At 37.8% G+C, this 18,825-nt stretch carries 26 protein-coding genes and 1 tRNA gene; all 27 read left to right on the forward strand.

Translation table 11 applies throughout. The annotated features are described in order from the left end of the window. Positions 1–113: 113 nt before the first annotated feature. The 27 genes from JZO69_RS00995 (at position 114) to JZO69_RS01120 (ending at position 18,820) form a co-directional block, all read left to right on the forward strand. Positions 114–1,442, forward strand: coding sequence for an AAA family ATPase (locus JZO69_RS00995; RefSeq protein WP_207111050.1), 1,329 nt, complete (start codon positions 114–116; stop codon positions 1,440–1,442). Beyond that, on the forward strand, positions 1,442–2,485 hold the full coding sequence (locus JZO69_RS01000) for an ATP-binding protein (protein ID WP_207111051.1): 1,044 nt from the start codon (positions 1,442–1,444) through the stop codon (positions 2,483–2,485). Before JZO69_RS00995 ends, JZO69_RS01000 begins: the two co-directional genes overlap by 1 nt. 12 nt (positions 2,486–2,497) lie before the next feature. After that, entirely contained in the window at positions 2,498–3,064 is a 567-nt protein-coding gene (locus tag JZO69_RS01005; RefSeq protein ID WP_207111052.1) for a hypothetical protein, read from the forward strand. Positions 3,065–3,078: 14 nt separating this feature from the next. Further along, positions 3,079–3,519: a replication terminator protein gene (locus tag JZO69_RS01010; RefSeq protein ID WP_207111053.1), complete on the forward strand. Its 441-nt coding sequence runs from the start codon at positions 3,079–3,081 to the stop codon at positions 3,517–3,519. Positions 3,520–3,523: 4 nt separating this feature from the next. Then, the gene (locus tag JZO69_RS01015) at positions 3,524–4,291 is read left to right on the forward strand and encodes a hypothetical protein (protein ID WP_207111054.1); all 768 of its coding nucleotides are present in this window, start codon (positions 3,524–3,526) and stop codon (positions 4,289–4,291) included. A 49-nt stretch (positions 4,292–4,340) separates the two neighbouring features. Beyond that, positions 4,341–5,054 (forward strand): DUF1642 domain-containing protein, encoded by a 714-nt coding sequence (locus JZO69_RS01020; RefSeq protein ID WP_207111055.1) that lies wholly within the window; start codon positions 4,341–4,343, stop codon positions 5,052–5,054. After that, entirely contained in the window at positions 5,055–5,258 is a 204-nt protein-coding gene (locus JZO69_RS01025) for a hypothetical protein (protein ID WP_207111056.1), read from the forward strand. It begins immediately after the preceding gene. Further along, positions 5,237–5,596, forward strand: coding sequence for a nucleoside triphosphate pyrophosphohydrolase family protein (locus JZO69_RS01030; protein WP_242586455.1), 360 nt, complete (start codon positions 5,237–5,239; stop codon positions 5,594–5,596). The genes JZO69_RS01025 and JZO69_RS01030 overlap by 22 nt, the downstream gene beginning before the upstream one ends. A gap of 74 nt (positions 5,597–5,670) precedes the next feature. Then, positions 5,671–5,946, forward strand: a complete 276-nt coding sequence (locus JZO69_RS01035; protein ID WP_207111057.1) for a hypothetical protein — start codon at positions 5,671–5,673, stop codon at positions 5,944–5,946. A gap of 186 nt (positions 5,947–6,132) precedes the next feature. After that, positions 6,133–6,360: a hypothetical protein gene (locus tag JZO69_RS01040; RefSeq protein WP_207111058.1), complete on the forward strand. Its 228-nt coding sequence runs from the start codon at positions 6,133–6,135 to the stop codon at positions 6,358–6,360. Positions 6,361–6,379: 19 nt separating this feature from the next. Further along, positions 6,380–7,963, forward strand: coding sequence for a DEAD/DEAH box helicase family protein (locus JZO69_RS01045; protein WP_207111059.1), 1,584 nt, complete (start codon positions 6,380–6,382; stop codon positions 7,961–7,963). 4 nt (positions 7,964–7,967) lie between these two features. Continuing rightward, entirely contained in the window at positions 7,968–8,465 is a 498-nt protein-coding gene (locus tag JZO69_RS01050; RefSeq protein WP_207111060.1) for a hypothetical protein, read from the forward strand. Between the two features lies 1 nt (position 8,466). Further along, entirely contained in the window at positions 8,467–10,695 is a 2,229-nt protein-coding gene (locus JZO69_RS01055) for an AAA family ATPase (RefSeq protein WP_207111061.1), read from the forward strand. 245 nt (positions 10,696–10,940) lie between these two features. Next, entirely contained in the window at positions 10,941–11,180 is a 240-nt protein-coding gene (locus JZO69_RS01060; RefSeq protein WP_207111062.1) for a hypothetical protein, read from the forward strand. Then, on the forward strand, positions 11,177–11,359 hold the full coding sequence (locus tag JZO69_RS01065; protein ID WP_207111063.1) for a hypothetical protein: 183 nt from the start codon (positions 11,177–11,179) through the stop codon (positions 11,357–11,359). The genes JZO69_RS01060 and JZO69_RS01065 overlap by 4 nt, the downstream gene beginning before the upstream one ends. After that, positions 11,352–11,744 carry a RusA family crossover junction endodeoxyribonuclease gene (locus JZO69_RS01070; RefSeq protein WP_207111064.1) on the forward strand — a complete coding sequence of 131 codons (393 nt, stop codon included), beginning with the start codon at positions 11,352–11,354 and terminating at the stop codon, positions 11,742–11,744. Before JZO69_RS01065 ends, JZO69_RS01070 begins: the two co-directional genes overlap by 8 nt. Then, positions 11,745–11,966 (forward strand): hypothetical protein, encoded by a 222-nt coding sequence (locus JZO69_RS01075; RefSeq protein ID WP_207111065.1) that lies wholly within the window; start codon positions 11,745–11,747, stop codon positions 11,964–11,966. Between the two features lie 4 nt (positions 11,967–11,970). Next, entirely contained in the window at positions 11,971–12,174 is a 204-nt protein-coding gene (locus JZO69_RS01080; RefSeq protein WP_207111066.1) for a hypothetical protein, read from the forward strand. Between the two features lie 16 nt (positions 12,175–12,190). Further along, entirely contained in the window at positions 12,191–12,712 is a 522-nt protein-coding gene (locus tag JZO69_RS01085; protein ID WP_207111067.1) for a hypothetical protein, read from the forward strand. Positions 12,713–12,949: 237 nt separating this feature from the next. Further along, positions 12,950–13,022, forward strand: a tRNA-Asn gene (locus tag JZO69_RS01090). A 357-nt stretch (positions 13,023–13,379) separates the two neighbouring features. Beyond that, complete coding sequence (locus JZO69_RS01095) at positions 13,380–13,652, forward strand: ArpU family phage packaging/lysis transcriptional regulator (RefSeq protein ID WP_207111068.1); 273 nt, start codon at positions 13,380–13,382, stop codon at positions 13,650–13,652. A 67-nt stretch (positions 13,653–13,719) separates the two neighbouring features. After that, a complete protein-coding gene (gene terS / locus JZO69_RS01100) occupies positions 13,720–14,505 on the forward strand; it encodes a phage terminase small subunit (RefSeq protein WP_207111069.1) in 786 nt (261 codons plus the stop codon). After that, positions 14,498–15,952, forward strand: coding sequence for an AAA family ATPase (locus tag JZO69_RS01105; protein WP_207111070.1), 1,455 nt, complete (start codon positions 14,498–14,500; stop codon positions 15,950–15,952). Before terS ends, JZO69_RS01105 begins: the two co-directional genes overlap by 8 nt. 4 nt (positions 15,953–15,956) lie before the next feature. After that, the gene (locus tag JZO69_RS01110) at positions 15,957–17,558 is read left to right on the forward strand and encodes a phage portal protein (protein WP_207111071.1); all 1,602 of its coding nucleotides are present in this window, start codon (positions 15,957–15,959) and stop codon (positions 17,556–17,558) included. After that, positions 17,536–18,471 (forward strand): minor capsid protein, encoded by a 936-nt coding sequence (locus tag JZO69_RS01115; RefSeq protein WP_207111072.1) that lies wholly within the window; start codon positions 17,536–17,538, stop codon positions 18,469–18,471. The genes JZO69_RS01110 and JZO69_RS01115 overlap by 23 nt, the downstream gene beginning before the upstream one ends. Beyond that, a complete protein-coding gene (locus tag JZO69_RS16710) occupies positions 18,468–18,596 on the forward strand; it encodes a hypothetical protein (RefSeq protein WP_277989612.1) in 129 nt (42 codons plus the stop codon). The genes JZO69_RS01115 and JZO69_RS16710 overlap by 4 nt, the downstream gene beginning before the upstream one ends. Continuing rightward, complete coding sequence (locus JZO69_RS01120; protein WP_207111073.1) at positions 18,593–18,820, forward strand: hypothetical protein; 228 nt, start codon at positions 18,593–18,595, stop codon at positions 18,818–18,820. The genes JZO69_RS16710 and JZO69_RS01120 overlap by 4 nt, the downstream gene beginning before the upstream one ends. The last annotated feature ends 5 nt before the right edge of the window (positions 18,821–18,825 follow it).

An 18,825-nucleotide genomic window follows, 5' to 3' on the forward strand; every position in this document is an offset into this window, starting at 1 on the left:
TCCTGATCTCAACATTTTTGAGAGTATGGACGTTACTGAAAAAGATGAATAAGAAGGATAGAGAAGAAGATCATCAAGATCCGTGGGATGAGTTTTAAAAGAGGAGGTAAATCATGTCAGTAAAAATAAATAAATTAGAGATTGAAAATGTGAAACGTGTAAAGGCTGTGAAAGTTGAACCAACTCAAAATGGATTGACAGTGATCGGCGGTCCAAATAGCCAAGGGAAAACGAGTATTTTAGATTCCATCGCATGGGCATTAGGCGGCGATCGTTACAAACCGAGTAAAGCACATCGTGAAGGATCCGTGACACCGCCAAATATTCATATTGTTATGAGTAACGGATTGATCGTTGAGCGTAAGGGGAAAAATAGCACATTGAAAGTTATTGATCCTAACGGTGAAAAAGCTGGTCAGCAATTACTTAATGGATTTGTGGAAGAGCTAGCCATCGATTTACCGAAGTTCATCGAATCGTCCAATAAAGAAAAAGCAAATACCTTGCTTCAAATTATCGGGGTTGGTCCTCAACTCATGCAGCTTGAGCGAGAAGAGAATGAGATTTACAATCAACGCCGCACAATCGGGCAAATCGCTGATCAGAAAGAGAAGTTCGCTAAAGAGCAACCCTTTTATCCTGACGCACCGAAAGAGCTTGTATCAGCATCTGAGTTGATTCAACAGCAACAGGAGATATTAGCTCGTAATGGTGAGAATCAGAGAAAACGTGAGCAAGTAAGCCAGATCGAGTATCAATTGCAACAAGGTGAAAATAATATAGCTCGTGTAAACCAACAAATCCAAGAGTTACAAGGCCAATTACAAACATTAATGGGATTACAGGAAGCTACACAAAAAGACCTTGAAACAGCTAGAAAATCTGCTGAGAACCTTAATGACGAATCAACAGCAGAGCTAGAACGTAATTTATTAGATATTGAAACTATAAACGCTAAAGTTCGTACCAATTTGGATAAAGACAAAGCAGAAGAAGATGCAAATGTTCAGCGTCAAGAGTATCAAAAATTGACATCAAAATTAGAAGATGTTCGCAAAAAGAAAACCGATTTATTGAATAACGCTGATTTACCACTACCTGAATTATCAGTTGAGGATGGAGATCTTATCTATAAAGGTCAGAAGTGGGACAACATGAGTGGAGCGGAACAACTTAGAGTTTCAACTGCGATTGTTCGTAAATTTAAACCAGATTGTGGGTTCATTTTGATTGATAAATTAGAACAAATGGATTTAGCAACATTAGAAGAGTTTGGTAAGTGGCTGGAACATGAAGGACTACAAGCCATCGCAACCAGAGTTTCAACTGGTGATGAATGCTCGATAATTATCGAGGACGGTTATGTTTCTGGTGACGAGGTTGCACCAGTCAACGATATCATTCCATCAGCACCTAAATCATGGGAAGGAGCAGCATTTTAATGAATATTACAAGCGGGAAAGTACCCAAAGCACAAAAAATTGTTTTGTATGGCGTTGAAGGAATCGGTAAATCAACGTTTGCAAGTCAGTTTCCAGATCCATTGTTTATTGATACGGAGGATTCAACGTTACACATGAATGTAAAACGTTTTGACAAGCCAACAAGCTGGACGATGCTTCTACAACAAGTGTCATATGTTAAGGCCAATAAGCCTTGCCAAACATTAGTGATCGATACGATGGATTGGGCAGAAGAAATCTGCAAGCGCCATTTAATGGATTCTAACGGATGGTCAGCAATTGATTCAGAAGGTTACGGCAAAAAGTTTGTTGCCTTAGCAAAAGAAATGGGTAGCTTACTGAATCTATTAAGCGATGTAGTAGATGCTGGTGTCAATGTTGTTGTCACAGCCCACGCAATGCTGCGGAAAAAAGAAGAGCCTGACGAAATGGGGGCATATGATCGATATGAGTTGAAGCTTGAGAAGAAGACAGCTCCCATAGTTAAAGAGTGGGCCGATGCCGTGTTGTTTGCGAACTACAAGACAACGATCATCACGGACAGCAAGACAGACAGCAAAAAGGCTACAGGCGGTCAACGAATGATGTATACAACTCACCGTCCAGCTTGGGATGCCAAAAATAGAATGGGACTAGCTGACGAATTGCCTTTTGATTATTCTCAGATTGCTCAGGCATTAATGCAAGTAACTATTCCAAAAAATAGTCCAGTTCAACCAGAACTTGATCCAAAATTTGACGTCGCTTCTGCAGCACAAAGTATACCTGATGAAAATGTTCCTATTCCAAATGTTGCGCCAGAACGAGATCAAGTTATTCCTGAAAGTGTTCCAAAATCTGTTGCTGATCTTATGGTTACTAATCAAGTTACAGTCGATGAGATTATGCAAATTATTTATCAAGGCGGCTTTATGCCAGCCGATACACCATTGGATAATATTCCAGCCGATCTTTGGGGTTACTTATCAAGTAACTGGGGTAAGGCAATGGATTTATTAAATACAAAAATTAGAAATTTCTAGGAGGAATATTGAATGAACAACAACAACGAAAATGAGTTTTTAGACTGGAATGGTGGTTTTGTGGCCGAAGAAAATTCGTTCACACTTTTACCAGCAGGAGAGTACCAATTTACTGTGACAAATATGGAACGCAAAATCTATGACGGAGCTAGTGACAAGATTCCAAATGGTGCGCCATATGCAGAAGTATCTTTGGAAGTAACGGGAGCAGAAGGGAAAACTGTAGTCAGAGAACGTTTATATATGATGAAAAAATTCCAATGGAAATTAACAGAATTCTTTTCAGCTATTGGACAAGCACCAGTTATTGGACAGCCATTCAATCCGAACTGGTCAACAATTATCGGTAGTACCGGACGTGCAAAATTAGAAATCAATAGCTACAAGAGCCAAGGGGAAGAACGCCAAAATAACCGAATCAAAGAATTTTTGAAACCTACAGCACAAACAGGAACGCCACAACAAACTTTCACACAGCAACCACAAACAAATGTAAATCAACAACCAGTACAACAAAATTTCAATCAAAATAATCAACCGCAACAACAAAATACTGGGTTTCAACCAGGAGCATTCTAGAAAGGAGCATTTTAATGTCTAAAGAAATTGAATTGAATTTATCAGCAATGGCGAATGGAGCTATCCAAGAAAAACTGGATGGGGAGTTAGAAAAATTATTTAATAATATCCATGATCCTAATACTAAAGCGAAAGATAAACGAGCAATCACCATCAAACTTGAATTTGCGCCAGATGACAACCGTCAAGTTATTGTCCTAAATAGTAGCTTTTCAACAAAACTTGCACCAGTAAGAGATTTTGACACTACTATTTTAACAGGTAAGGATTTAAGCAGCGGAAAGGTTGCTGCTCGTGAATTACAGTCTGAGGCACCAGGGCAGACCTTTATTGATCCAGTTGATGGCCAACAAAAAACGGATGTCGGTGAACCTATTGACGTTATCGAAAAAGAAGAAGCTGTCAAAGAAGCTCAAAAACAACAAATCATAAACTTACAAGAGAAAAGAGGATAAATAAATGACAATGACAAAAGAAGCAATCCAATATTTGATGGAACAAGGAATTCAACCAGAAGATCGTTTAGTTAATTTTGATAATGATACACGTTGGATGGTCATTAACAACAATGGGGATGCTAGAGAAATTGCACCTAAAGTTTACCTAGCTGATCCACTTGAAATCAATACTCTTTCAGGATTTGTGAATTATATTAAAGCGAATATAGAACGTATTGATAATAAATTGATCGTACAAATTAAAAATGAACAAACGGTTCACTTGAAAGGGATCATTGAAGAGGATGGAAGTAGAGAATGTTTAGCTACAGCTAGTGCAATCGTTCCTAGATTTCATTTTGATAATTTCTATGACATGGAAGAATTCAACATTGCATTACAATCAAAATTTGTTAGTTTGATCGAAAATTCAGAAATTCCAGATGACCGTGCATTGTTGTTACAAGTCGTTGGAAATGTAGCTGAAAAAAATGTCAAACAGGCAAGCGATGACGGTGTTAGCCAAGCGATTACTATTAACCAAGGTGTAGCAACGCAAGCGAATGTTCAAATCCCTAATCCTGTTTTATTGGCACCATACAGAACTTTCTTAGAAGTTGAACAACCAGCTAGTCAATTTGTATTCCGCATGAAAGATGGTCCGCGTGCTGCGATCTTTGAAGCTGATGGTGGGGCATGGAGAAACCAAGCAATAGTAAACATTCGAGAGTTCTTAATTGAAGCGTTAGAAGAAGAAATCGAGTCAGAAAGAATCACTATAATTGCTTAATTTAAGGGCGGGGAAACCCGCCTTTTCTTGAATAAGGAGGACACAACGTATGGAAAAGATTGAGGAATTTACTGATATTTTTAGAAAATCAGCGGAATACGAAAAATTGGATCGCAAATTTAAGTTAGTCTGCAACAAAGGCATCCAAGAGACGTTACAGTACATTACAAAATTTGGTTTAAACAACTCAAAAATCACAGAATTACAAGCATGGAAGAAAATAGCAGAAACAACCGATACTGATGAACCCACATTTAATCCAGCTGATTTTTATCATGATATGAGAATTTTATTTAAACATGCAGATCTCAATGTACCAGTACGAGGCGATAAAACACTTTATGATAACGGCTATCGGATTGTGCATAAATCATCACTACCAACCAAACAGGACAAAGTTCTGGTGCCAGAGTTTGTGGCTGAGTATCTAGAAATGAGGAAAGAACAGTTTCCGGTTGGCGGTTTAGGCGTTGCCATTATATATGTGCTTGACGGCAAAGGATCACCTGAATTATTTAACTGGATCAATAGTAATGTAGAAATTTTCGCTAGAGCATGGCTAGACGGCTATACCGTGGAAAAAGAGCCGCTTTTTACAATGCCAGTACCTTATACGCATAACGGCAATTTACACTATTGTCTAAAAGATAACGGTGAGATCAGTTTTAGACAAGGTAATGCTTATAAATTTACCCAGGATCAAATAGATAAGTATTTTCCAGAGATTAAGGCAATGGCTGTACCAGTAGAGGAGGAAGAATAAATGCTATATCCGACGGAACTGAGAAATAAAAAAATCACAACTGAACTCACTGTTGATGAAATAGCAACAATGGCAGCATGGTATGAAAGTTTAGTGTTCGCGGAGTTTGAGCTAGAAGATAGTGACAATGAGCTTGTCTGTAAATTAAACGAATTAACAGGAAATAAATTGATTTTTGAACAATGGAAGGAGGAAGCGGAATGAAAAAACAATCAATTTCCGAATTACAAATAGAAGTGCATCAGAATGCAGTAGATCACGGATGGTGGGAGAAAGAACAAGATTTTGGTACATTAATTGCTCTTTGTCATTCCGAGCTGTCTGAAGCGTTAGAAGAGGTAAGAAAAGGTCTAGCAGTTAACGAAACATACGTTAGCACTCATGACGGATCACTTGAAGGTGTACCGATTGAGCTTGCTGACGTAGTTATCAGGATTATGGATATGAGTGAGCATTATGGTATTGATTTGCAATCGGCGATCATCCAAAAACATGAGTATAACAAGTCTCGTCCGTTTAAACATGGCGGCAAACAATTTTAAGAGGATAACCAAACGAAAGGAGTGGAGGTTTGTCGGCCGACACTAAAAAGCTTTTTACTCCTTTGTGATTAAAGTTGTACGAACTAATTGAAATTTACAATACAGATAAAACTCATATTGAGATAGACACAGTAAACCAGAAAGAAAATGGCACAACTACAGATGGTAATTTGTATTCTTACACAATCTATTTAACGGACAATGAATCAGACGATCCGATCAATATGGTATCAGTGGAAAAATTTAACTCATACGAGGTCGGCTTTGTAATCGATTATTTCGATAAGTATCTAAAAAAGCGTGACAAAGGCAAGAGGACGGTTGCTGTTAGATTGGATGGTGATAGATGATGTGTGAGTATTGCGTAAGTGGCAAAGCAATCGTTAAAGGAATTGAGCCTACGCCTTTTGGAGATCATGAGCAAGAGATATCAATATACAAATATTTGCTAGTATCTAGAGTGACGTATCACGGTACAAGAGCGGTGCCGATAAAATACTGCCCTATGTGCGGCAGAAAGCTGGAGGAGGTAGAGGGTGATACCTGATTGGAGATACCCAACAGTAATGAGTAATCTAATATACACAGGCATGACAGCAGCGCAAGCTAGCGAGAGTATAGCAAGGATGTTAAGCAGTGGGACAGTGGATCAGGTCCGTTGGAAAGAGTTGTCAAAACAACCTGATCTAGACTTAAAAATAAAAGGAGACAAACGCAACGGCACCATGAGCAGGCAACAAGCTTTTGGAGGACTGTTTAAATAATACAGGAGGGGGTTAATTCGTGAAACTTAGACCGTATCAAGATGAATCAAAAGCAGCCGTTCAAAATGAATGGAGCGAAGGAAAGAAAAAAACGTTGTTAGTATTACCGACTGGATGCGGCAAAACAATCGTATTCAGTAAGATCATTGAAGATCGTGTCCGTTTGGGTGAGCGTGGACTTGTGTTAGCACATCGTGGCGAACTTCTTGATCAAGCGTCCGATAAGCTAGAAAAGGCAACAGGACTAAAGACAGCCACCGAAAAGGCAGATCAAACGAGCTTAGGAAGTTTCTTCCGTGTTGTGGTTGGCTCTGTTCAGACTATGCAACGAGAAAAACGCTTGAGTCAATTTCCACCAGATTACTTTGATTTCATTGTAGTTGACGAAGCGCATCATTGTATCAGTGATGGATATCAACGTGTACTAAAACATTTTGACTCAGCCAATGTTCTAGGAGTTACAGCTACACCAGACCGTGGAGATATGCGAAATTTGGGTAGTTACTTTGAATCGTTAGCATACGAATATACATTACCAAAAGCGATTAAAGAGGGATACTTAGCACCAATCAAAGCGGTAACTGTTCCGCTTAAATTAGATTTATCAGGAGTGGGCCAACAAGCAGGCGATTTCAAAACGAAGGATTTAGGCAATGCGCTTGATCCTTATCTGGATTCAATAGCAGATGAAATGTTGGAATACTGCAAGGATCGTAAAACAGTTATTTTTCTACCATTAGTTAAGACAAGCCAAAAATTTACAGAAATATTGAATCGCAAAGGATTTAGGGCGGCAGAAGTGAACGGAGAAAGTAAAGATCGTGCTGAGGTGTTAGAAGGCTTTGAAAATGACAAGTACAATGTTCTCTGCAATTCTATGCTTTTAACTGAAGGCTGGGACTGTCCTAGTGTGGACTGTGTTATTGTTCTACGACCTACGAAGGTAAGGAGCCTATACAGTCAAATGGTTGGCCGTGGTACTAGACTGTTTCCAGGGAAAGAAGAACTATTGCTGCTAGATTTCCTTTGGCATACTGAACGTCATGAATTATGTCATCCAGCACATTTGATTGCTGAAAATGAAGAAGTAGCCAAAAAGATGACTGAAAACATTGAAGAAGCTGGTTGTCCTATCGATTTAGAAGAAGCTGAAGCAAAGGCTGCAGATGATGTTATTGCTCAACGTGAGGAAGCTCTAGCCAAACAATTAGCTGAAATGAAGAAACGTAAACGCAAGCTAGTAGATCCTCTGCAATTTGAAATGAGTATTCAAGCGGAAGACTTATCCAGTTATGTACCATCATTTGGTTACGAGATGTCACCACCTACGAATAATCAGCTTAAAACACTAGAAAAATTCGGAATAATGCCTGATGAAATTGACAATGCTGGTAAAGCTTCATTATTACTTGATCGTCTCAACAAGAGGAAGGTTGAAGGGCTAACAACGCCGAAACAAATTCGCTTTTTAGAACAACGAGGATTCCAACATGTAGGAACTTGGAATTTTGAAGGCGCTAGAAAACTAATTGACAGAATAGCAGGTAACGGATGGCGTATTCCAAACGGGATTATTGCATCGGAATACAAACCAGAGGGGTGATATTATGCCAGCAGCATTAAATTTAGAAAATAAAAAATTCGGACGGCTAGTAGCTTTAAAGCGTGTAGATAATATTGGAAATCATGCTTACTGGTTGTGTCTGTGTGAATGTGGTAAGGAAAAATCGATAAGAAGCGATCATTTGAATAATGGTTTGATAAAAAGTTGTGGGTGTCTTGAAATTGAATCCAGAATTCAGGGGAACAATCATAAACATGGAAGTTCAAAACAACGACTTTATAGAATCTGGTCAGGAATGAAGAAACGATGTTTTAATAAAAAATGTCTTGCGTTTAGAAATTATGGTGGCAGAGGAATTACAGTTTGTGATGAATGGAAAAATGATTACGTGAATTTTGAAAATTGGGCTTTAGCAAATGGTTATGACAGTGATCTTTCGATAGACAGAATAAATGTTGATGGTAATTATGAACCATCTAATTGCCGTTGGGCAAATGCAAAAGTGCAGGCTAACAACAGAAGAATGAGGGGCAGTGCTTAGAATGAGTTTTAATTTATTAGAAGTTTTAGATCACATTGATCCGTCTATTCTATCGTATGAAGAATGGTATCAATGTGGAATGGCTTTAAAGCATGAAGGATTTACGCCAGAAGATTGGGATGGATGGAGCCAAAGAGACAGTGGTCGCTATCATTCAGGGGAATGTTTCAAAAAGTGGGATACTTTCAAAGGGAATGGCGCACCAGTTACTGGTGCAACAATCACACAACTAGCAAAAGAGAATGGCTGGCAAAGCTCTTATTCTGATGATGATTCTTTTCTAGACTGGAACGATAGCTTCATCGCTACTGATGTAGATAAGGGCTATAAACTAGTAAAAACTGATTGGGTCATGGGAAAAGAAATTCAAGAACCAAAACATTGGAATCCCTCACAAGAGATTATAGATTACTTAGAAGCTGTTTTTTCTCCTGGGGATATTATCAGCTATGTAAATGATGGCTATCTGCATAAAAATGGCGATATAGAAAAATGGCTTCCTAATTCTGGAGTGTATACAAAAACGGCTGGTGATCTTATCGAAGGATTAAGAAAGTACAACGGAGACATCGGTGCAGTCATGGGAGATCCTAATCCATCATGTGGCGCTTGGGTTCGATTCAACCCGTTAGATGGTGAAGGAATCAAAAATACTAATGTAGTTGATTTCAGATATGCTCTAGTTGAATCAGATAGCATGAAAATAGAACAGCAGCATGAAATTCTTAGAGAACTTGAGTTGCCAATCGTAGCACTGACTTATTCGGGTGGAAAAAGTCTTCATGCAATTGTCAAAGTTGATGCCGTTAATTACCCACAGTATCAAGAACGTGTCGATTACTTATATAAGATAGTAGAAAAAAACGGTTTAAGAGTAGATAAACAAAATAAGAATCCTTCTAGACTAACGAGATTACCAGGATTTATCAGAGGTGACAAAAAGCAATTCCTTATTGCTAAAAATATTGGCAAGGGATCATGGGAAGAATGGCAAGAATATATCGAAGACATGAACGATAATCTGCCAGATCCTGAAAGTCTAGCTGATATCTTTGATACTGAAATCGAGCTAGCGCCAGAATTAATCAAAGGTGTTCTGCGCCAAGGTCATAAGATGTTAATTGCTGGACCTAGTAAGGCTGGTAAATCATTTCTGTTGATGCAACTAGTTATTGCAATTGCTGAAGGTACAAACTGGATGGGCTTCCCATGTACACAAGGAAAAGTTCTTTATGTGAATCTGGAGCTTGACGCTAATTCAGCCAAGAATCGAATTGTTGAGATTTACAAACGATTAGGCAATGGACATGAGAATGTAGCAAATATTGATATTTGGAATTTACGTGGTAAAACAAGTCCAATGGACAAGTTAGCACCAAAGTTAATCAGACGTGCTCAGAAAGCTGGGTATATTGCAGTTGTGATTGATCCAATCTATAAAGTATTAACTGGTGACGAAAACAGCGCACATGAAATGGCTAACTTTACGAATCAATTTGACAAGATTGCAACTGAGCTTGGTTGTGCGGTTATCTATTGCCATCACCACAGCAAGGGATCACAAGGCGGCAAAAATTCAATGGATCGTTCCAGCGGTTCTGGAGTATTCGCCAGAGATCCAGATGCAATCCTCGATTTGATTGAGTTACCAGTCACAGAAGATCGATATATGGTACTTGAAAATCAGGCAATTTGTGACACCTATTCCAGAGCAATCAAGTTTTATAACCCTTCTTATAATGAGATAGGCCTTGATGATCTACTTAGTAAGAAACAAATGAGCCATCACTTAATGACAGCTATTCAAGCACAACCAACTCTAGCAATCGTAGAACAAGAACGTCAAAGAGCAGTTGAGGCAGCCAGACAATGTAGTGCTTGGCGATTAGATGGTACGTTACGTGAGTTTCCGAGATTCAAGACTGTCAATGCTTGGTTCAAGTTTCCTATTCATATTCTGGATGATTCGTTACAAGATATCACTCTTGAGGATAATCCAAAAGAGAAATGGAAAAAAGGAACTTCTAAATCAAACGAGAGTCGATCGGAGAAAGCCAAGAAAGAACTAGAAGAGGCATTTAATATATTGAGTGAAAATGGAGATTCTGTAGAAGTTGGACAACTTTCTGACTATTTAGATATTGCAAGAAGCACCGTTTATACAAGAGTAAAAAAACACGAAATATTTAGAGCAGAAGACGGATTCATCTATAAAAATAAAGAAAAATGATTGTCTGGGCTAAATAGCGCCGACAAGCCCCGACAAAACGAGTTGTACGTTAAGGGCTAAATAGCGCCGACAAGCCCCGACAACTACTAGAAATACCGTCATACCGCTGTCCGCTATTCTTGTCTAATCAGGGGTTTACCCCCCTTGATTAGACAATAGAATACAGCGTGACAAAATTTGGAGGAGACAGAGAAAAAAAGAAACGGCATATACCAAAATAAAATAACAAGAAATGAGGTTTAGTTTTGGAAAGAAGAAAGAGATTAAGAAGTAAACGATTAGATGACTTGAAAAGAATGCCTGCTCTTTATCACAAAATGCCTAATCAAGATTTTGATATAGAAAAAAGCGAAGTGCTTAAATGGTTAGGCGCTCAGAAAGAATTATTAGATTGGTTAAGAGGCTATGCTAAAGATGCAGGATATATTAAATACGATCAAGAAACTGGAAAGTGGTCCGGAACTGAACAGGAGGAGCAAGAATGAAAAAATGTATACAAAAAATTCAGTTGACACTATTTGGAAAGATATTTATCAAATGTTCTGATTGTAAAACTACATTCGGAATGGATAAGCAAGATTTACAATTGACGAAAACATTTGATGGTCCTTATTGTCCGAAGTGTGCAAAGCGTTTAAAAAATGAGGTGTTGGTACATGATTGAATTTTTTCTACACATTGTGCCACCAGAAACAACTCATCAGCAAAAGAAAGTTCATGTGGTAAACAACAAGCCGGTATTTTATGAGCCGGGAGATTTAAAGGCAGCAAGATCTAAGTTGATGGCCCATCTAGCCAAGCATGTTCCAGATGAAAGAATGAGTGGACCAGTAAGAATGACCATAAAATGGTGTTTTCCGATTGTTGGTGATCATACCAATGGTGAGTATAAATATACTAAGCCAGATCTGGACAACAGCAATAAGTTGATTCAAGATTGCTTGACTAAATTAAATTTCTGGAAAGATGATTCCTATGTGGTCAGTTTGATTGCTGAAAAGTTCTGGTCGGACATTCCAGGTATTTATATCAGAATAGAGGCGATTTAATTGAATTGGTCAGACGTTTTTACAGATATTCAAAAATGGATGGATGCTTCAAATATTATTAGAGTAAAACATCCGATTACTACCGATGAATACTGGGATTGGTTAGTCCAAACGCTGGGTTATTTAGGCGATAAATATGATAACCATCCTGTGGTATTGGGGTTTCTAACAGTGTTGATCGGTGTCCAAGAAGAAAGTTATAAGCAAATAGCAGGGAGGTAACATGATGAACGGATTAGAAATTTTTATGTTTGTCGCTGGAATTTCAGCAGGAATGTTTATAGGTTTCTTTGAAAATCTTAGAAAAATTAATAAAGCAATTGATGCGGCGTTGGAGGTCGTGAAAGAAAAAGATGATACAATCCAATCTTTGCATGAGAAAACAGGTTGGTTAGACTGTTTGAGTTTTCTTTTAAAATCATATCGATAGAACGGAGGATTAGCTTATGGAAGAACAAATTCAAATCGTTGAGCTTAGTGAAAATTCAATAAAAAAAATTGCTAAAGAAGTATACAAGTTGGATAAAAAAGAGCGTGACAAAGCAAGAAAAGAATTTAAAAATAGATCATTGCATAATACTAAAAAACTACTTGAAAATTATCACAAATTAAAAGAACATACCGCAGGGGTACGAGAACAAATTGACGAAAGCGCAGAGCAGTCTATTTGGTATAACGGATATTTAACTGTTGACTCACTTATGAAAAACCGAGCTAAAACAGTGAAGATGATGGGGCATGTTGATAATAGTTTAGATAAATATCAAAAAATTTGTAATGGTGAAAATAAAAAATCTAAAGCCAGAAGATGCGATATTTTAATTGATTTTTACATTAATCGTATATCAATTGATCTTATAGCAGACCGCTACGACGTTGATAGAACAACGATTATAAGAAATAAAGATGATGCTATTGATGATTTATCAATATTGCTTTTCGGTATAGATATTTTTAATGAATTGTAAAATGCATTTTCTATGCACCACAATGCGACTATTGCCATGTTATTATGATAGCGTGAAATAAGTAGGTCATCCGCAAACGAAAGAACACTCTAATTTTCTGATGCATGAATCTTACTTTTAACATACCAGCGGATGATCACTTATTTACGATACTTGCAGGCGAACAACAAATAAAAATAAGGATGGTGATACTCTCCCTCATAGAGTTTATTTCATTCTTGCCTGTGGGTGTTTTATTGAGATATAGCTCAGTTGGTAGAGCGCCTGACTGTTAATCAGGTTGTTACAGGTTCGAGTCCTGTTATCTCAGTTGGGAGGATTATATTACCCTAGGTTTTTAGTGTTCGACCCAAACAGAGATTGGACAGTTAAGCACAAATCGATCAGATCACTGGTTTACCCCAGGGCTACTGTTGGGTAACAATCTCAGGGCAACCGAGGAAGCGAAGGGGTAGGGATGTGACGGTTTATACCGTAGCGCATCGTGTAGGTTGCTTTGTATTACAAGGAGCTTGACTCCAGTCGGCGTGACAGAGGCAATGATCCAGGATTGTTCGAACTCTGTCACGCTTTAAATTAATATTCGGGTGCATTGCGCCTACATAGTCATCGCTTATGCGGTGGCTTTTTATATTACATAAACTTTGATTGTTAAGGAGTGATTCCTTTGGACGAAAAGCGAAAACGCAGCGAAGCGCATAATGTATTAATCAGATACAGAAGCCTAAGGCGCATAAGGTCTAATGATGAACTAGACAAGATTAATAGCGCAGTTGAAAAATTGAGTGAAATTGAGAAAACGATCATCAATCGTAAATATATACAAATTGATGAGTGGAATAATATCAAAATTTCTACTTCTATGTTCATAAGTGAAAGTAGCTTTTACAGAAAGCTCAATAAAGCATTGGCGCATTTTCACGAGATATATTTCAACTAACCGTCATTCTTGGCGGTTTTTTTAGTTTTACAAAACAAACACGAAAAAGTGAGGTGGTGTGATATGGATGGCTAGAGCTAGAAATCCAAATAGAGATAAAGCTAGAGAGATATGGATTGCATCCAACGGAACTAAGAAACTAAAGGATATTGCTGAAGAATTAGGTTGTTCTGACTCTCAGATACGTAAATGGAAATCTCAAGATAATTGGGAGAGCGAAATCAAAAGTAACGCTCCTAATGACAATAGTAACGTGACGAATGAAAAGGAGCGTTACCAATCAGCTAAAGGCAATAATAATGCTAAAGGGAATAAGGGTGGATCTGCACCACCTAATAATAAAAATGCTGTATCGCATGGGCTGTTTGCTAAATGGTTGCCAGATGATACTAAAGAGTTGATTCAGGAAATTTACACATCTGAGCCAGCAGATATCATCTGGAACAACATCATGATCCAGTATACAGCTATCATCCGATCGCAACGGATCATGTTTGTGCAAGATGAGTTAGACACAACCTCAAACGTAACTGAGGTTGTCGTCGAACCCACGCTTGTAGATACACAGACTAATATGCCTGTCAAACGATCGGAAAAACGAGAATATCAATACGCTTGGGATAAACAAGCAAATTTCCTGTCAGCTCAATCTAGAGCGATGGGTACGCTATCTAATCTTATTAAGCAATTTATATCATTGGCAGACGAAAGAGATGAAAGACGCTTAAAATTAGAAACAATGCAAGCTCAACTTGATAAACTTAGCGGTCCGAAAGAAGGCGCAGCATCTAAAGATTGGAAACAAGCGGTAATTGATGCAGCTAACAAACGGGCGGTGGATACAGATGAATAATAGATTTGTACCATTCACAGATATTGGTGCTGCGATTGATTATTACTACGATAAACCATCTGCTTTTTTTCAAGATATTCTTTTTATGGATCCTGACGAATGGCAAGATGATGTATTAGCAGACTTGGCTAAACATTCGAAAGTTTCTGTCAGATCAGGACAAGGTGTGGGTAAAACAGCACTTGAAGCCGGGGCGATTATTTGGTTTCTTACTTGTCGACCATACGCTAAAGTTATTGCTACGGCACCGACAATGCAACAACTCTATGATGTGTTGTGGGCTGAGGTTGCTAAATGGCTTAATCAATCATTAATCAAAGACTTGCTCAAATGGACGAAGACTAAGATTTATATGGTCGGCGACGAAGAACGATGGTTTGCTACAGCTAAGACAGCAACAAAACCAGAGAACATGCAAGGATTTCACGAGGATCACATGCTTATCGTGGTAGATGAGGCATCCGGCGTAGCTGATCCAATTATGGAGGCTATCCTTGGTACTTTATCAGGCTTTGACAATAAGTTGTTAATGTGTGGCAACCCCAATAAGCTTGAAGGTGTTTTTTATGACTCTCACAATGTCGATCGAGACAAATATAAAACGCACAAAGTTTCTAGTTTTGATAGTACTCGTACAAGTAAAGATAATATCGAGATGTTACTTTCTAAATATGGTAAAGAATCCGATGTTGCTAGGGTACGGATATACGGAGACTTTCCTAAAGGTGCTCTTGATTCATTAATTAGCATGGAGACAGTGGAATTAGCCATTGACAGCACAATTCCACAATCAGACATAGACAAAGCTCAAATATTTCACATTGGTGTTGACGTTGCCCGTTTCGGTGATGACAGCACTATTTTATTTCCTCGGATTGATAATAAAGCCATGGAATATAAGAGATACCACAAGCAGGACACAATGGAAACTGCGGGTAATGTTCTGATGTTAGCGAAGGATTTAATGTCCAAATATCCTAATCTTAAAAAAGGTGTAATAAAGGTTGATGATACTGGAGTGGGTGGTGGCGTAACTGACCGATTGAAAGAAGTTGTTAAAGAAGAACGCTTGCCATATGAAATCATACCCGTTAACAACGGATCATCTGCCGCAGATGATTATTACTTTAACTTGGGTACTCAGTTGTGGGGCCATTTAAAAGAAATGTTAGAAGAGAACATGACTAACAATATCCAAAACAAAGAAGTTGTTCTTCAGTTACCGAACGATCCAGTCTTAATTAAGCAATTAAGTAACCGTAAATATAAGATTACTAGCCGAGGCAAAATACATCTCGAAAGTAAGGATGATATGAAAAAACGAGGAGTAGGAAGTCCCGACGTGGCTGATGCTGCAGTATTGGCATTTTATGAGCCGTTCAAGCCAGAAGCAATAAACGTTAAGAAAACAATAGATACATTCAAGAAACTAGGATTAGGTAGGTGATAAAATGGAAAAGAAACTTTTAAACGGTTCAAGGTTTGATGAAGAAGCAAACAAAGTCTATCGCTTACCAGTGAATAAATTGCCAAAAAGAATAATGGCAACAACTGATGGATATACAGAAGAAGTGATCGACTTTGAAAGTGAAGATACGTTGAAGGTGATTGTTAAAATCATCCGTCATCATAAAGAAAAGCAAGTTCCTAGATTGCAGGAATTAAAGCGATATTCATTAGCACAAAATAATATTAAATTTACAAAGGATAAGAGCGCTGATCGGGCCGATAATAAGATCGCTAATGACTGGGCAAGCTTTATTGTAAATTTTAAAAAAGGTGTGCTTTTAGGAAACCCATTAAAGTATAGTGGCGATAAAACAATTGCGAAAAAAATTAATGAGTTCGCTAGTCAATCGAATGAAGATTATCACAATCAATTAATGATGGATGACTTGCTTGTATTAGGTAGAGCTTATGAGTATGTTGGTCGTGATGAATATGGAAAAGAAACGCTGATTAAGCTTAATCCAGAAGGAACGTTTATCATCTACGATACAACTAAAAATGCTAATTCTATTTGTGGCGTAAATCATTACGATGTGGAGTTTAATGACGAAACAACAAGCTACGTCGATATTTATGCCAACGATGGATTTCTTTATCAGTTCGAAACTAAAGATCAAGACTACGATAACCTAACTCTTTATGATCACGATCAAACCTATTTTAATACCGTTCAAATCAACGAATGGATTAACAATGAGGAACGGTTAGGAGATTTCGAAAAGGTTTTAGATAATATCGATGCTTACGACTTATCTCAATCATCTATGGCTAATTTTCAGCAAGATTCATCTGAAGCATACTTAGTTATCAAAGGTAATCCAGAAACGGCAGCAGATGAAGAGGGAGAGAATTCTAAACTAGAAGTTCTAAACGCAATGATTAAAGCAAGAGTATTGGTTTTAGGGGATAAAAAGCATTATGGCGAGGGACAAACAGGAAGCGAACCTGATGCCTACTATCTCAAAAAAGAATACGATACAGTAGGAACAGAAGCTTATAATGACAGGCTAGTATCTGACATGTTGCGCTTTACATCGCTGATTGACTTTACGGATGAAAATATGGGTGGTAATCAATCAGGTATCGGATTTAGATTCAAAGGATGGGGGAACGATAACGATCGAAAGAACAAAGAACGCATGATTAAAAAAGCTATCATGCGGCGTTTAAGATTGCTTACTCATTCCTGGTCATTGAAAGAAAATTTGAATAAACCACAAGGCTTTACTGATAAAGTGAAGTCTCTTTTTATATCAGCAGATAAAGAACAAGAAATACTGTATGACAAAGTAAATGAGATTGAGATTTTATTTACACCTAACGTTCCGCAATCTGACGAGGAAATCATGAAAGTTATTGCTGGCATGGTCGGAATAGTCTCTGATGAAACATTATGCGAAATGGCTGCTAAGTTGACTGGGGTTCCAGTAGAAACAGAAATCAAACGCATTAAGAAAGAATCTGATGATAGTGTCAGTCGTGTCTACGATGAAGAACCTGAAAAAGAGGTTGATTTAAACAATGATGAAGAACAACCAGATTAGTTATTGGAAAGATCGAGAACAGAAAAATATAAATGCTCGTAAAAAAACTGATAAAGAAATTGCGAAAGAAATTGAAAATCTATACGTTGATACTCTTGCAGAAATCCAAAAAGAAATTGATGGATTTATAGGGAGGTATGCAAGCAAAGAAAGCATATCTATGCAAGAGGCCAGAAAAAGAGTATCTGATATGGATGTTAAAGCTTTTGAGTCAAAGGCTAAGAAATACGTTAAAGAAAAAGACTTTTCGTCTCAAGCCAATCGTGAATTAAAAATCTATAACTTAAAAATGAGGATCAATCGCCTCGAGTTATTAAGATCTAATTTGCTTTTGGAGTTAACAGCTTCTAGTGATGCGTTACAGAAAATATTTGAAGAATATCTATCAGCCGAAGCAAGAAGCGAATTCGATAGGCAGTCAGGGATTTTAGGAAATGTTACTGGAGACTACAAAAGTAAAATTGATTCAATCATTAATGGATCATACAAAAATGCTTACTTTAGTGATCGTATCTGGGGAATCATCCAAGTAGATTTAAGAACAGCTTTAGAAAAACTTTTGTTAAAAGCAATTGTTCAAGGTTTAAATCCTCGTGAAATCGCTAGACAACTGAGAAATTTTTTTGACGTGGCTAAAAACCAAGCTGAGCGATTAGCACGTACTGAGTTAGCAAGAGTTCAATCAGAAGTACAGAAGCAATCCTATAACTCTAACAAGATTGATAAGTTCATTTTCATAAGGGAAGCTACAGCTTGTCCGATATGCAAGGCCGTATCAACTGATCCGATATCGATTGATAATTTTGAAGTAGGAGTGAACGCATCTCCTATTCATCCTAATTGCCGATGTAGTACAGCACCATATTTTGATCGTGAAGAATTTGAGAAGTATTTGGAGGGTAAAGGGTTATGAAAGTAGAAAAAACTTATTCGCAAGCCTATTCAGATTTGAAAGACGCTGTTACAATTTTCAAGCTGGCAATAGGCAAGCTATTCCACCTTGAAAAGACTGTTAGCTGGATGGAGAAAAAACTATGAATAACATTTTAGCAAAGCGACAAGAGAAGGATCGAGGGGTATCAGTTCAAACAATTATTGATGAACTTAATCATACTAATTTGGAGCAGATAGCAGTTGTGGGAATCGATGAAAACGAAGGGCTAGTAATGTCTTACTCTTTGAGCAATCGGCTAGAACTGATAGGAATTCTTGAAGCGTTAAAATCAAAGTTGATCGATGAAATGAATTATACAGAAGATTAAAGTCT

The organism is Candidatus Enterococcus ikei, from assembly GCF_017316105.1.
Taxonomy (GTDB): domain Bacteria; phylum Bacillota; class Bacilli; order Lactobacillales; family Enterococcaceae; genus Enterococcus_L; species Enterococcus_L ikei.